The organism is Micromonospora polyrhachis (assembly GCF_014203835.1).
GTDB lineage: Bacteria > Actinomycetota > Actinomycetes > Mycobacteriales > Micromonosporaceae > Micromonospora_H > Micromonospora_H polyrhachis.
The window spans coordinates 6839990-6854152 of record NZ_JACHJW010000001.1 but is presented as its reverse complement, the minus strand read 5'-3'; the positions used below and the strand labels follow the sequence as shown (position 1 = coordinate 6854152).

The 14163-nt window shown below is 70.6% G+C and carries 10 protein-coding genes; 3 read left to right on the top strand and 7 right to left on the bottom strand.

Going from position 1 to position 14163, the window contains the following annotated elements:
- Window positions 1-91: 91 nt before the first annotated feature.
- The 4 genes from FHR38_RS30395 to FHR38_RS30380 all read right to left on the bottom strand — a co-directional run bounded on the left by FHR38_RS30395 (window position 92) and on the right by FHR38_RS30380 (window position 7241).
- A complete protein-coding gene (locus FHR38_RS30395) occupies window positions 92-2116 on the bottom strand; it encodes an AAA family ATPase (protein WP_184538627.1) in 2025 nt (674 codons plus the stop codon).
- Window positions 2113-2796, bottom strand: a complete 684-nt coding sequence (locus FHR38_RS30390) for a Pvc16 family protein (RefSeq protein ID WP_184538625.1) — start codon at window positions 2794-2796, stop codon at window positions 2113-2115. Before FHR38_RS30390 ends, FHR38_RS30395 begins: the two co-directional genes overlap by 4 nt.
- Before the next feature lie 3 nt (window positions 2797-2799).
- Complete coding sequence (locus FHR38_RS32675) at window positions 2800-6519, bottom strand: VWA domain-containing protein (RefSeq protein ID WP_184538623.1); 3720 nt, start codon at window positions 6517-6519, stop codon at window positions 2800-2802.
- A 134-nt stretch (window positions 6520-6653) separates the two neighbouring features.
- Window positions 6654-7241 (bottom strand): response regulator transcription factor, encoded by a 588-nt coding sequence (locus tag FHR38_RS30380; RefSeq protein ID WP_246446797.1) that lies wholly within the window; start codon window positions 7239-7241, stop codon window positions 6654-6656.
- 187 nt (window positions 7242-7428) lie between these two features.
- Between FHR38_RS30380 and FHR38_RS30375 the strand changes: the two genes are divergently transcribed.
- The 3 genes from FHR38_RS30375 to FHR38_RS30365 all read left to right on the top strand — a co-directional run bounded on the left by FHR38_RS30375 (window position 7429) and on the right by FHR38_RS30365 (window position 10423).
- Entirely contained in the window at window positions 7429-8739 is a 1311-nt protein-coding gene (locus FHR38_RS30375) for a COG1470 family protein (protein ID WP_184538619.1), read from the top strand.
- A 182-nt stretch (window positions 8740-8921) separates the two neighbouring features.
- Window positions 8922-9761, top strand: a complete 840-nt coding sequence (locus tag FHR38_RS30370) for a metallophosphoesterase family protein (RefSeq protein ID WP_184538617.1) — start codon at window positions 8922-8924, stop codon at window positions 9759-9761.
- 2 nt (window positions 9762-9763) lie between these two features.
- On the top strand, window positions 9764-10423 hold the full coding sequence (locus tag FHR38_RS30365) for a 4'-phosphopantetheinyl transferase family protein (RefSeq protein ID WP_184538616.1): 660 nt from the start codon (window positions 9764-9766) through the stop codon (window positions 10421-10423).
- Window positions 10424-10530: 107 nt separating this feature from the next.
- Here the strand turns inward: FHR38_RS30365 and FHR38_RS30360 are convergent, their stop codons facing one another.
- The 3 genes from FHR38_RS30360 to FHR38_RS30350 all read right to left on the bottom strand — a co-directional run bounded on the left by FHR38_RS30360 (window position 10531) and on the right by FHR38_RS30350 (window position 13656).
- Window positions 10531-11043 carry a hypothetical protein gene (locus FHR38_RS30360; protein WP_184538614.1) on the bottom strand — a complete coding sequence of 171 codons (513 nt, stop codon included), beginning with the start codon at window positions 11041-11043 and terminating at the stop codon, window positions 10531-10533.
- A 181-nt stretch (window positions 11044-11224) separates the two neighbouring features.
- Window positions 11225-11929 (bottom strand): response regulator transcription factor, encoded by a 705-nt coding sequence (locus FHR38_RS33405; protein WP_184538612.1) that lies wholly within the window; start codon window positions 11927-11929, stop codon window positions 11225-11227.
- Entirely contained in the window at window positions 11920-13656 is a 1737-nt protein-coding gene (locus FHR38_RS30350; RefSeq protein WP_184538610.1) for a sensor histidine kinase, read from the bottom strand. The genes FHR38_RS33405 and FHR38_RS30350 overlap by 10 nt, the downstream gene beginning before the upstream one ends.
- Between the last annotated feature and the right edge of the window lie 507 nt (window positions 13657-14163).

Genomic DNA, 14163 nt, shown 5'->3' with positions numbered 1-14163 from the left:
CACCTCTGGGCAGTCGTCGGCCAGATCCCGCCGCCTCGCCTTCCGGGCAGACGCGGCTGCCTCTTCGGGTAACCGCGATGAGTGACCATCATCAGTGCGCCAGGGCCAGGTACGGGCCGAACTCGCTCTCCAGCGTGAGCCGGCCGAGTTTGCGGTACTCCCGGCCCACCGCGCCGATCAGCTCAGCCATCCCGACCGGACGGCTCTGTCCGGCGGCCAGGTACGCGGCGGTCACCGCTGCCGAGCGGATGTGCCCGCCGGCCAGCTCGAATGCCTGCGCCAGGAAATCCAGGTCCACGTCATTGCTGCGGGGCACCCGGCCACCGAGGCAGCGTTCCCACAGTGCCCCGCGGGCCTCCTCGTCCGGCACCGGGAAGTCGACCACGATGTCCAGTCGCCGGGTGAACGCCTCGTCCAGGTTGGCCCGCAGGTTGGTGGCCAGCACCGCCAAGCCGTCGAAGGTTTCCATCCGTTGCAGCAGGTAGGCGCTTTCGATGTTGGCGTACCGGTCGTGCGCGTCGCGTACCTCGGAGCGTTTACCGAAGATCGCGTCTGCCTCGTCGAAGAGCAGCACCCCGTTGACCCCCGCCGCCTCGGCGAAGATGCGCTCCAGGTTCTTCTCGGTCTCACCGACGTACTTGTCGACCACCGTGGCCAGGTTGACCGTGTAGAGGTCCAGCCCCAGGCTGCCGGCCACCACCTCCGCCGACATGGTCTTGCCGGTACCGGAGTCACCCGCGAAGAGGGCGGTGACGCCGTGCCCCCGGCCACCGCCGGGTCGCATCCGCCACTCGCGCAGCACCCGGTCCCGGTGGCGGGCCCGACCGGCCAGCTCGTGCAACAACGCCAGGATCGGACCGGGTAGCACGAGGTCGTCCCAGGAGACCTCGGGGACGATTCGCCGAGCCAGCCGTTCCAGGCCGGCCGCGTTCTGGGTACGCGCACCGGCACGCAGGTGTGACTCGTCGACCGCCTCACCGGCGGCGGCGGCGAGCTGGGCTGCGACCGAGGCGGCCCGCCGGATGGCCGGGGCACCGAGGATGAACTGTGCGGTGGCGGCGGCCGGGTCGACCCCCTCAGCCAGGGTGCCGGCCAGCGTCTCCCGCCACACCGCCGCCCGGTCCGCACCGGACAGCGGTGCCACCTCGACCTGCAACGGTGCCCGTGGGCTCCAGGCCGGGTCCCAGGTTTGCCCGCCGTACGCCAGGACCGGTGCCGACCCGGTGGAGAGCTGGGCCCAGACCTCCCACGGTTCGGTTCCGGTCACCGGGCCGACCACCACCCCGGCCCCGGTCAGTACGGCTTCTCGGACCACGACGGTGGCCAGTTCGGCCGCGTGCGGGCTGTCGGCGAGTCGAGCCAGGTCGACGGCCAGCGCCGTATGGCCGGCCTGGTCCAGGGCAGCAGCCCCCAGGGCCAGCGCGCTCGCACCGGGGCGCTCCCGGAGGTAGGCCAGCCGTACCCCGGCCCGAGCCAGTGCCTGGGCGAGCTCTGTCGCGCCCGGTGGGGGTTGCCCCTGCGCGTCGACTGGTTCGGCGACCCCGGCCAGCAGTGGCTCGGGTGCGTCGGCACCGAGCAGGTGTGCGCTGACCCGGTCCGGTACGCGCAACGCGCGGGTCAGCACCGGCCGGTCCGGGTCGTCCACCTGGACGAGACGTAGATCGATCAATGGTGCTCCGGCGGCCAGCCGGACCCGGGCCGCCGCGGCGGCTTCCGGCAGGCCGCAGAGCCGTAACGCCAGCCCGACGGTGGCCCGACGGCGGGTGACATCGTCGTTGAGATAGCCGTAGAACTGTTCGAACCGGCTGTCCACATCCGGCGCGAGCGCCACCAGCAGCAGCGCCACGTCCAGCGGGGTGAGCTCGGCCGCCCTCGCCAACGCGTCGAGCCGATCATCGGGACTGCCCGCCGTCGCCTCGTCGTTCGGCTCCGGCCAGGGGACGTACGGCCCCCGCCCGCTGGCCAGGGTGGCGTCGAGCGTCTCGTCGGAAAGGTAGAGCCCACGGAATGGATCGTCCGGGTTCGGGTCGGTGTCGCGGCGTTGCGCCACGGCGGTTCGTACCGCCTGTTCCAGCCGTTGCAGGCGACGTAGCAGTGCCGATGGGGGATGCGTCATGACGACCGTTCACCACCGGAGTTCCGGCGCATCGCGACCCGACCGCCGCCGGTCGGATCGGTGATGCCCGGTACGTGGCCGACCCGGTCGTCGGTGCCACCCTGCCCGGTGAGATCCGCGACGTCCACCTGGACCCCCTCGCGGGCGGGCGGGCCGGCCGGCGCTCCCTGCCCACTGATCAGCGGGGTGCTCACCACGACGTCCAACGACGGTTTCAACTCGCCGCCCAGCGCCGTCCACACGTCGGCGAAGGCCCGGTCCTCGGGCGGCGGCAGGGCGACCGTCATCGGCACCGGCATGCCGACCTGGGCCACCGAGCCGGTCAGCAGGGCGGCCGGCACGGCATCGAATCGGATGAAACCCAGCAGCAGGGCGGAGAGCAGCCGATGCTCGTCCTCCGGCCGCTGGGTCCAGGCGGTGACCAGGTAGGACAGCTTGAGGTAGCGCGGTGGCATCACCCGACGGGCGACGACGCCCTGCTCGTCGTACTCGTTGATCAGACCTCGGGACCGGCGGCGCAGGTCTTCGCGGATGTCGTAGAGGTAGATGTTGACGGTCGGGGCGTTCCGTCGGGCCGCCCACTCCTTGGTGGGGGCCTCGAACACGATGTCCACCGTTGCCGCCGGCAGGGCCTCGTCGCGGACCAGCCGACGTAGCGCCTCGTCGATCTCGTGGATCACCAGTTACCGCCGTTCGTGGAAGTTGGGTGGATCAAGGGCCCTAGGTACGACCAGGAACGGCTGCTCGGTGCGGACCGGCCCGAACCGGCTACCACCGGTGACTCGGACCGCACCCAGATAACGGGGGCCCAACGGATCCTTTCGCAGGATCAGCACCTGGACCTGGAACGTTCCGTCGGGTTGGACGACCACGGTGTTCGGGGTGGCGGTGATGCCGACGTCCCAGCGCAGCCGGACTGTCGCCCCGGGCGGGAAGTTCGTGCCGACCGCCTTGGTGACGAACCCGGGTGGACCGATCCGCGGTTCGACCACGAGGGTCGGTGCCAGCACCAGTAGCGGAGCCTGCGCGAACCGGGTGGTGGGGGTGCCCTCGCCCACGGTGGCGGTCAACCGGCCGGTAACGGCCTGCGCGGTCGCCGCCCGGGCGGGGAGGACCACGTTGACCACCTGCTGGTCGCCGATGCCCAGCGTGCCGAGCCGGCACAGGCCGGTGGCGGCGTCACAGCGGCTGTCCATCGACACCGCCGGAAGCAGAGCGGGAGGCAGGGCGAGGCTGAGCCAGGCGTTGCTCGCCGGCTGCCGGGAGGTGTTCCGGACCGTGTAGGTGACCGGCATACTGTCCCCGCCGACGTAACCGGGCTGTCCTCCCACGGAGACCGTCAGGCTCAGGTCCGGCACCGGAAGGGTCTGGTATACGGGCTGGTAGCCGACGTGTCGGATCACGGTGGTCGCTGGACCGCCGCCACTGGGCACGGTAACTATCGAGGACGGCATGGTGCAGTCGCAGGCGGCGGCCAGGCCCGGTCCGGGAAGGCTCAGCGCGACGGCGATCCGGCTGCCGTCCGGTGCCCACGCCGGATCGGCCGCCGGCCGATCCGCCTGGTCGACGGCGGAGAGCGGAGTACGGGCATTGGTCCCGTCGGCAGTGACCACGCACAGCGTCGCGAGTCGTCCGCCGTCGGTGAAGGCCAGCGCCGTACTGTCCGGGGACCAGGCCGGACCACGGTCCCCGGTACGGGCCCGGCACGGCTCGCTCACCCGGGCGCTGACGTCTATCTGGTCGCCGAAGGACACGGCGTCGGGGGTGGCCGCGGCGATCCGGACCACCCAGATCCGGGTACCGCCACCGTCCTTGTCCAGCACCGTGATGGTGGCGACGTCCTGCCAGCTTCGCCCGGCGGAGTCGACCGCGGTGCAGGTCACCACGGTCTGCCCGATCGGGAACCGGGACCCCGAGGCCGGCTCGCACCGGGGGATCAGCGGCCGACCAGCGGCGTCGACCGCGCTCGCCTGATATTGCACCACGGTGCCGTCGGTGCCCTCCGCCGCCACGGTGACGTCGTCTACCCGTACGAAGGGATGGTCCGGGTGGGCCACCCGGACGACCAGGTCCTGCCGGGAGTCCAACCCGGGCTGCGGCGCGTTGACGTCGAAGCGGAGCACGCAGCGCAGCACCGCACCGGGTGTCGCCCCCGACGCCACGGTCACCAGTTCCTGGAAGACCGCCGGTTCGCCCGCCGGTACCCGCGCCGGGTTCGGGGTGAAGGTGACGTCGAGCCCGTCGTCGCAGTGCTCGACAACCGGGGTGACGGTCAGGGTCAGGCTCCGGATGGCGTCCTTGATCGCCGGGATGAGCTGGCCCGGCTGGCTGTTGGGGGTGAGTCGGCCGCCGGTCTGCTGGGCCAGCGATTCGGCGATCCCGTCGTAGTTCAGCCCCAGTTCGCCGCCCGCGCCGGTGATTGGTACGCCGATCAGGGATATCCCGGCCCCGACCAGTTCGTCCCCGAGTGACTCCCGGGTGATCTGTTCCCCGGTGGGGGTGGTCTGGTCGATGCTGTAGGTGTCACTGATCAGTACGACGATCCGGCTGCTGTCGGTCCGGAAACCGATCCGGTCGTTGCGGGCTATCTGCCGCAGCGCGTAGAACCAGTTCTCGGTGCCGTAACCGCTGTCCGCCTCCAGGGTGTCGACCGCCGCCTGGATGTCGGCGTCCACGTCGGTCAGCGCCAGCCGTGGGTCGTAGAGCCTCGGATCACCCTGCCCGCCGAAGGTGGCCAGGGCGAAGTGCGCGTCCGGCTGGTCGGCCCGGACACTGTCGATGACCTCGGGGATTCGGGCCTTGAGCTGCTCGATGACGCTGCTGCCGTCCTCTCCGGGTGCCGCCATGGAGCCGGTGTTGTCGACCAGGAAGACGATGTCCGGTCGGGGCGGCACCGCCGGGGTGCGTACCCGGGTGGTGACAGTGAACTCACGGCCGGGTAACGACGGTTGGTCGACCAGCGTGGGATCGACGATGCTCTGCCGTCGGGTGGCGGTACGGGAGATCGCGATCCGGGTGCCATCCGGGGACCAAGCCGGCTCGGTGTCCTGGGCGGCCAGGTGGTGTGGCACCGGTAGCTGCCCGAGCAGGTGGCCGTCAGCGGCCCGGGCCACCAGGATCCGCGTTGGCAGTGACCGGCCGGCGGGCCGCCGGGTGAACGCGATCGCGGTGCCGTCGGGGGACCAGGTGGGGTCGGTGTCCTCGTCGCCGACCTGCGTGCCGGGTGGGGCGAGCATCCGCGGGTTGCGCCCGTCACCGTCGGCGACGACGATTCGGGCTCCACCCGCTGGCTGTTCGGCGCTGTAGGCGAGACGGGTCCCGTCGGCCGTGAACGCCGGCCCGGTCTCGTCATACCCCGGCCGTACTGTCCGGTCGCGGCGGTCCTGCCCGTTGGAGTCGGCGGTCCACACGTCGGTGGAGGGCTCGACTTCGGTCCCGGTGAAGATCACCTCGTTGGCCTGCCAGACCGGATGCCGCTCTGCCAGCTCCGAGGCGGCGACCGGGGTGACCGTACCCCGATCGAGCAAGTAGACGTCTCCGGCGTTGTCGAACCGGGTGCTGACGAACGCGATCCGCCGACTGTCCGGTGCCCAGGCGGGCTGGGCGGAATCCCACGGAGCCGGTACGACCCGGGTCACCGGACCGCCGGTCGCCGGCATGGTCACCACCTCGGTGGCCGCACCCGAACCGTCGGCCGGGGCGAACCGGGTGGTGGTGAATGCGATCCGGGTGCCGTCCGGGGACCAGGCGGGCTGGGTGTCGGCCCCCGGGTCGCTGGTGAGCCGGGTGGTCCGGCCGCTGGCGACGTCCAGGACGTATAGGTCCCCGGCGGGGTCGTCCCGGGTGCTGCTGAACATGATCCGGGTACTGTCCGGGGACCAGCTGGGGCCGATGTCCTCGCCGGGGTGGTCGGTGAGCCGCCGTGGTGTCGACCCGTCCGTCACCACCAGCCAGAGGTCGGCGCTGCCGCCCCGGTCGGAGACGAAGGCCACCCGGCGGCCGTCTGGCGACAGCGCCGGTTGACTGTCTGCGCCGGGGCCGCTGGTCAACCGAGCGATCCCCGAGCCCGGTCGACGCAGATAGAGGTCCCCACCAGGATCGGCCGGGGCGTCCGCCGCACGGCGGCTCACCCAAACCAGCATCCCGGCACGCGTGTCCGCATCCAGATCGGCATCGCCCCGGTCGTCTCCGGTCAACAGTGGGCGGGCCGACTGACCCGGGATCGCCACCCGTAGGGCGGGCTGCTCGGTGCTGGTGTAGCCGAGCCGGTAACCCGTGGCGGCGGGCGCGGCGAGCAGCGCGGCCGGCGGTGCCGACCGGGTCACCGGCGCGGCACCCGCCAGCGCCAGACCGGAGAGCAGTACGACGACGAGCGGCATCGCTCGACGGATCCCCCTGCGCACGACACCTCCTGCGGTCCGACCTGCCTCACACGGTGGTCCTAGCGACTCGTTCAGGTAGCGCCACGCGGTGCCGGAATGAGGGCAGCTGCCATTGCCCCATCGGGCAGCTCGCGAGGGATGGCCGTCGTGCCGGATCAGATCAGTCCGTTGCGTAGCGCGTACGCCACCGCGTGCGAGCGATTGCGCAGGTGTAGCCGGCTGGTGACGTCGTGCAGCACGTTCTTGATCGTCCGTTGCGAGTAGGACAGCTTGGCGGCTATCTCCGCGGTGTCCAATCCCTCGGCCACCAGTCGCAGCACCTCGACCTCCCGGTCGGCGAGGCCGGAGAAGGAGATGCCCCGGGGGCCGAGCACGTTGCGCTGAAGGGCACCGACCTGTTGCAGCAGCCGCCCGAGCAGGTCCGGCGGTACCGACCCGTCCCCGGCCGCAGCGGCGTGTATGACACCGACCAGCCGGTCGGCGTTCGCCTCGGCCCGACGGACCAGACCGGCCACCCCGTTCTCCACCGCCGCGACCAGCCCCGCGTCGTCCACCTGTGTGACCACCAGCACCAGCGCGGGGACCCCTCGGGAACGCAGGACGCGCAGGGTCTGCAACGTCGGATCGTCGATGCTGTCGCTCATCACGATGCCTACCCGGGCTTGGGCCAGTTCCTCCTCGGCGAGCACCAGGACCTCCGGTCGGGGTCGTAACTGGCTGACCAGCCCGGCGCGTGAAATCATGTCGGTTGCCGACAGATAGACAGGTATGCGATCCACTTCGTCCCCCATCCCTGACGTGAACTGTCGGTCAGTATTTCGGTGCGTACCAACCGTGCAGTTAACGTGGGCTCAACGGGCCATCCGGATTGCCCTTAGGTCTTCCTCTCCGGCTGCCACCGCCGGCTGTCGATGTTCCTAGGGTCACGCCATGACCACGGTTGCCAACCTGGACCCGATCTCCGTGGAGGTAACTCCGGGGGAAGAGGCCGGGTGCCTGCTGGAGATCCGCAACGACGGCTCCATCGTCGAGTCGTACGTGGTGGAGGTGGTCGGCGACGTCGCCGCGTGGACGACGGTCGAACCGTCCGTGGTCTCCGTCTACCCGGGTACCTCCGAGCGGGTGTCGGTCCACTTCCGGCCACCGCGCTCCGCCCAGGTGCCGGCCGGTGAGTTGCCGTACGCCCTGCGCGTGGTGCCCACGGAGCATCCGGAGGACCTGACCGTGCCGGAGGGGACGGTGCACGTCCTGCCCTTCGTGGACACCACGGCGGAGATCGTCCCGCGCACCTCGAAGGGGCGGTGGGGTGCCCAGCACGAGGTGGCGATCGACAACCGGAGCAACACCCCGGTCCAGGTTGCGCTCACCGCGACCGACCCTGACGACCGGTTGCGGTTCCGTACCCAGCCCGAAAACCTGACCATCAACCCCGGGCAGGCGGCGTTCGTCAAGTTGCGGGTCAAGCCGCGCCGGATGCTGTGGCGGGGACACCCGGTCACTCTCCCGTTCCAGGTGGTGGTGACCCCCGACGACGCACCCCCGGCGGCCCTGGACGCGGCCACCGTGCAGCCTCCGATCCTGCCGAACAACCTCGGTCGGCTACTGGCAGCGCTGGTTGTCCTGCTGCTGCTGTTGACCGGCCTGTGGTTCGCCCTGCTGCGGCCAGCGGTGAAGACGGCGGCCAAGGAGGCGACCCAGGAGCAGCTCGCGCCGATCGCGCAGAAGGCCAACGAGGCCAACGAGAAGGCGCAGAAGGCGGTCGAGGCCGCTGGTCCAGGTGGGGCCAACGGCGGCGCGGGCCGGCCGACTCCGACCGCCGCCCCCAGCGTCGCACCCACCCCACCGCTACCGGGCGTACCGCCCGGTGCCCAGGCGTTCGCCCGCCGGTTGCAGACCACGACGGGCACGGGGGCCAGCCGCACCGACCAGTACACGGTTCCGTCGCGGCGGACGTTCGTGCTCACCGACATCTTCCTGCAGAACCCGCAGGGCGACGAGGGGCGGCTCGACCTCGTTGTGGACGGCACCGTCGTGCTCACCGTGGCCCTGAACAACTTCCGGGACCTCGACTACCACATGGTCTCGCCCATCGAGGTTCCCGCCGGTCGGGTGATCAGCATGCGGGTCACCTGCCAACGGGCCGGTGCGCCACTGGCCGGCACCGGAGGCGGCGGGCAGTGTCGTGACTTCGCACTGTTGAGCGGCTACCACCGTACGGTCGCATCGAGCCCGACGCCCTGACCCACAGGACTCGGCCTGCGCTCGTCCCGCCGGCCCCGGCGACGGGTTGGAGCACACGACGACCGACGACATATCCTTGACTTCCCGGCCCGTCGCGGCCAGCCACGGACATCAAGGTTAAGGTGATCAATGCCGTCCGCGCAGTGTCGCCGGTGGAGCCCAGGGCGGACGGTCGAGCGGTCATGAGCGGGGCACTGCTGGCCATCAGCGACCTGCACGTCGCCTATCCGGAGAATCGCGAGATCGTCGAACGACTGCGCCCCCGCTCACCCGACGACTGGTTGCTCGTGGCCGGGGATGTCGGCGAGCTGGTGGCCGACATCGAGTGGGCGTTACGGCTACTCAGCCAGCGGTTCGCCCGGGTGGTCTGGGCGCCGGGCAACCACGAGCTGTGGACCCCGTCGAGGGACCCGGTGCAGCTTCGGGGCGAGCAGCGCTACCAGCACCTGGTGGAACTCTGCCGCGGGCTGGGTGTAATCACACCGGAGGATCCGTACCCGGTGTGGCGAGGACCGGACGGTGCTGCCGTCACCGTGGCCCCGCTGTTCGTGCTCTACGACTACTCGTTCCTGCCCGACGGCATCACCACCAGGGAGGAGGCGCTGGCTCGGGCGTACGACGAGGGCGTGGTCTGTGCCGACGAGTTCCTGCTGCATCCGGACCCGTACCCGAGCCGTGCGCAGTGGTGTCGGCATCGGGTGACACTGACCGAACGGCGACTCGCGGAACGCGATCCCACCCTGCCGACCGTGCTGGTCAACCACTTCCCGCTGGTCCGCCATCCCACCGAGGTCCTGCGGTACCCGGTGTTCGCCCAGTGGTGCGGTACGGAACACACCGCTGACTGGCACCTGCGCTTCGACGCGACAGCGGTGGTGTACGGACATCTGCACATTCCCCGTACCACCTGGCAGGACGGGGTGCGCTTCGAGGAGGTCTCGGTGGGCTATCCACGGGAGTGGCGTCGACGGGCCAGCGCGCCAGGTCAACTCCGGCAGATCCTGCCGACCCACGGGGCGTGACGATGATCGAGCAGATCCTGCCGACGACGGTGGTGGTCGTCGAGGCGTTCGAGGACGAGGTGGGAGCCCAGCTGTTTCCGCAGGAGGAGGAACTGGTGGCCAAGGCGGTCGACAAACGGCGCCAGGAGTTCACCACCGTCCGCGCCTGTGCCCGCCGGGCGTTGATCGCGCTCGGAGTGCCGGCCGGACCGATCCTGCGCGGCCTGCGCGGCGCTCCCCTGTGGCCGGACGGCACGGTCGGCAGCATGACCCACTGCGCCGGTTACCGGGCAGCCGTGGTGGGTCGCGCCACCGAGGTTGTGACCGTCGGTATCGACGCGGAGCCACACGAGCCGCTGCCGGACGGGGTGCTGGACGCTATCTCGCTGCCCGAGGAACGCGACGCGTTGCGGCGGCTGGCCGAGGCCCGGCCCGACGTGCACTGGGACCGGCTGCTGTTCAGCGCGAAGGAGTCCGTCTACAAGGCGTGGTTTCCGCTGACCCAGCGGTGGCTGGGCTTCGAGGACGCCGTGTTGACCATGGACTCAGGAGCGGATGGCTTCGCGGCCCGACTGCTCGTACCCGGCCCGGTGGTGGCCGGCCAGACCGTGTCGGGGTTCACCGGTCGATGGCTGGTGCGGGACGGACTGGTCTGTACCGCGATCGCGGTGCCGACCCGTTGAACCGGGGATCCGGGGAAGGTCGGACGCCCGCGATCGCGGACCGCCGAAGGCGTACCACCGCCAACTGGCGGCGGTGGTACGCCCCGGAGAAAAGCCGTAGCGGCTGATCAGCCCACGACCGTCCACCACGGGTCGCTACCGGTGAACCGCTTCACCGGAGCGCCCACGGCGGAGACGTGGTACCCGTACGCGCCGGTGGCCGAGTAGCCGTAGAGGGCGAAACCGTCCATGTTCCAGTTGTCTGCGGTCTGGTGCCACTCCGGGTGGGAGACCAACCGCAGCTTCGCCCCGGTGACGGTGCAGGAGTTGACGGTCCAGTTGGGGTTCTGGAACGTCACGGTCCGGGACGTGCTGCTGTTGCCGCCGAATGGACCCCAGACGTGCTGAAGCTCCAGGGTGCTGCCCGAGGTGGTGGTGAGCCAGATGATGACCTCGGAGTTGTAGCGCAGGTCGTCCCCACCGGTGCGGAAGTCGAGGACGAAACTGCGCAGGTCCTTGCAGGACCCGATCGGGCCGGCGCTGGCCGGTGCGGCGGCGACGCCGACGGCTCCGGTGGCCAGCACGGCCGTGGCCAGGAGTAGGGCAGCTCGTTTCAGTACGGCGGCGGGGCGGAAGCTCATGTGGCTCTCCTCCAGATCGTGTCGGATCTACCAGCCCGAATCCGGGCTGCTCCCAGCCTTGTCGCTGCCGACCATCCCGACGACGGGGGAAACCGTGCCGGTCGGCGGTGGAATCCCGTATCCGGATGGTCGGAAAACCCGGTGGTGTCCCGACCCGCCGACCCGCCGACGGTCGGACGCGTCAGTGCAGCCCGACCGGCCGGCTCGCCGGCTCGTTGGCGGCACCACGGAGAAAGGCGAGCGTGGCGAGCACCCGTACGTTGACACCGCGGCGGGCCGGTTCGTCGATTCCACCCAGGCCCAACTTGTGGGTGATCGCGGTGAGGTGTTTCTCGACGGTGCTGATCCGGCACTCCATCTGCTGGGCGATTCCCAGGTTGGACCGGCCCTCGGCGACCAGCGCCAGGATCCGACGCTCGTGCGGGCTGAGCCGCTCCAGTGGGTCGGTGCTGCGCCGACGTGACAGCAGTCGGTTGATCAGTTGCCGGTCGATGACCACCTCGCCGTCGGCGATCCGGCGGATCGCCTCGACCAGCTCGTCCAGATCACCAACCCGCTCCTTCAGCAGGTAGCCCACCGCCCGGGAGTCGTCCTGCATGCTCAGCAGGCGTTGGGCGAAGGAGACCTCGGCGTACGAGGACAGGACGAGGAGACCGACCGTGGGATGACGTTCCCGTACCACCTCGGCGATGCGTAGACCCTCGTCGGAATAGCTGGGCGGCAGCCGGATGTCGAGTAGCAGCACGTCCGGTGCGGTCTGCGCCACGAAGCGGAGCGCCCCGGCCGCGTCTCGGGCCCGTCCGACCACGGTGACGCCCCGGCCGGTCAGTCCGGCGGCGAGGACGTCCTGGAGCAGGGGCTGATCCTCGATGATGCCTACCCGCACGGTTCCTCCACTGGTAGCACTGCCCGCAGCCGGGTTCCCCGGCCGGGTGGACTGGTCACGGTGAGCGTGCCGCCAGCCGCCGCCACGCGGTCGTGCAGTCCGCTGAGCCCGGAGCCGGGGTGGCCGGCAGCCCCACCCCGGCCGTCGTCGGCGATCTCGACGACGAGCCGGGAGCCATCGGGCCGGACCGTCAGGTCGACCCGGTTGGCCCCGGCGTGCTTGTACGCGTTGGCCAGCGCCTCGGCGACGAGGAAGTACGCGGTCAACTCGATGTGTTGTGGCCACCGGCCGGCGGCCACGTCCACGCGTACCGGCACGGCGGAGAGGTCGGTCAGGTGTTCGATGGCGGCGATGAGACCGTGGGTGACGAGTTCGGCCGGGTAGATGCCCTGGGTCAAGTTCCGCAGCGTCGCGATCGCGTTGTGGAGAACCGTGTGGGCCTGACCGACGGTGACCCCGGCCGTGGTGGCGTCCGGCGTGGCCCCCGTCAGGTGGTGCCGGGCCACGTCGAGCAGCAGCAGTACGGCGTACAACTGCTGCTGGGCTCCGTCGTGCAGGTCGCGCTGGATGCGGTGCCGCTCCTCGTAGGCGGCGGTCGACAGTCGCGTACGGGACCGGCGTAGCTCCTCGGTCTGCTCCTGCTGCACGGCGTGGAGTTGGGCGTTCTCGATGGCCAGGCCGGCGACGCCGATGGCCGCCTCGACCACCCGATGCTGTTCCATCAGCGTCGCGTCGTGTTCCACCAGGGCGACAAGTGTTCCCCGACGTTGGATCGGGGTGACGGCCCGGCCCGGTGGCGACGGGCCGATGCCGACCGGGGAGTGGGGCAGCCCCGTGGTCGGATAGGTGATGGTCAGCGTCGGGTCGCCCATCGCCTCGGCGAGTGCGTGTTGCAGGCGGATCGGATGTGGATCGAGCGGCTGGCTCCGTTCGAGGTCGAGCATGGCCCGTGCCGCGCGTCCCTGCGCTACCTCCTGATGGATCCGGCGGGCCAGTACGACCAGCGGGATGACCACCAGGTCGACCGTCAGGGCGACGAGCAGGATACCCACGCGGACCTCGGTCGGTGCGCCGAACGCGGCCACGATCGCGGCGGCGATGCCGGCACACCCGGCCACCCCGGCCGCGATCCACATCGCGGTGGCCTGCCGGCGGCGGAGCATCGTCGCGGATGTCCACCGGCGGCCCAGCAACAGCAGCACGGCCAGGGCCAGCAGGATGTAGACGAAGCTGCTCGCCTTGGCCCAGCCGGTGTTTGGCCCGGGGGCGACGTTCCACCACCACGGTGGCTGGGGAGCCTCGGTGACGTAGCGGCCGACCTGGGTGCAGACCGCGCCTAGGTAGCAGGCCACCACCAGCAGCCGGGCCGGGATGCCGGTGACCCGTCCGCTCGGCAGGGCCAGGGCGATGTGCCCGACCATCGCGGTCCACAGGTAGGCCAGGCAGAAGCCGATCGCGAACCGGGTCTGGTCGGAACTGGCCCGCAGATCCCCCAGATAGTAGGAGGTGCCCAGCAGTAGCAGGAGTCGACCGATCCGGGGCGCGGGGGAGCGGAGCCACACCAGTGCGCCGCTGACGATCGCCAGCGCCCCGAAGCCGTGTAACGCGATCTCGACCGGACCGCCCTTCAGCACTGGCTGGGACACCAGCGTCCCGATGGCGGCGAAGGCCAGGCCGCCGAGCATCGAGCAGACCACCACGAGGTGACGCCAGGACAGGCAGGACAATCCGACTCCAGGGGAGGGCCTAGGCCAGGGCGAGCGCGAGTCGCCCGGAAGTCAGAAGGTAACCATGGCCGGCCAGCGGTACCAGGAACCGGCGCATGTCAGACAGAGACGATGTACGAAAGGACCCGGTCACCAGCGTCCCCCGTTGTGCCGGAAGCGCTGTGGCGCGTACGTGGTCGACGCGTCGAAGAAGGACAGTGGGTTGTTCGCTCCAATGCGGTGGCGTAATTGCCGGAAGTGGCGGTGCAGGGGTGACTCGCCGCGCTCGGAGCCGTGCCCAGAGACGCCGCCAGGTCAACATCAGATCGACCTCTGGTTGGGTATCCGGCGGGCGGATGCCCGCTCGGACTTCCTCTCGTCCGGCTGAGCGAGCCGGTTCCGGCTCGGTCTCCGGTTGCCGCTTTGATTTCGCGGGTGTGGCTGGGACGGGCTCGTAGCCTCCGCTGTACATGGCAGATCTTCTCCCGGTTGTAGGCAGGGAGGGGCCACCACGCGATCTTTGGGGGA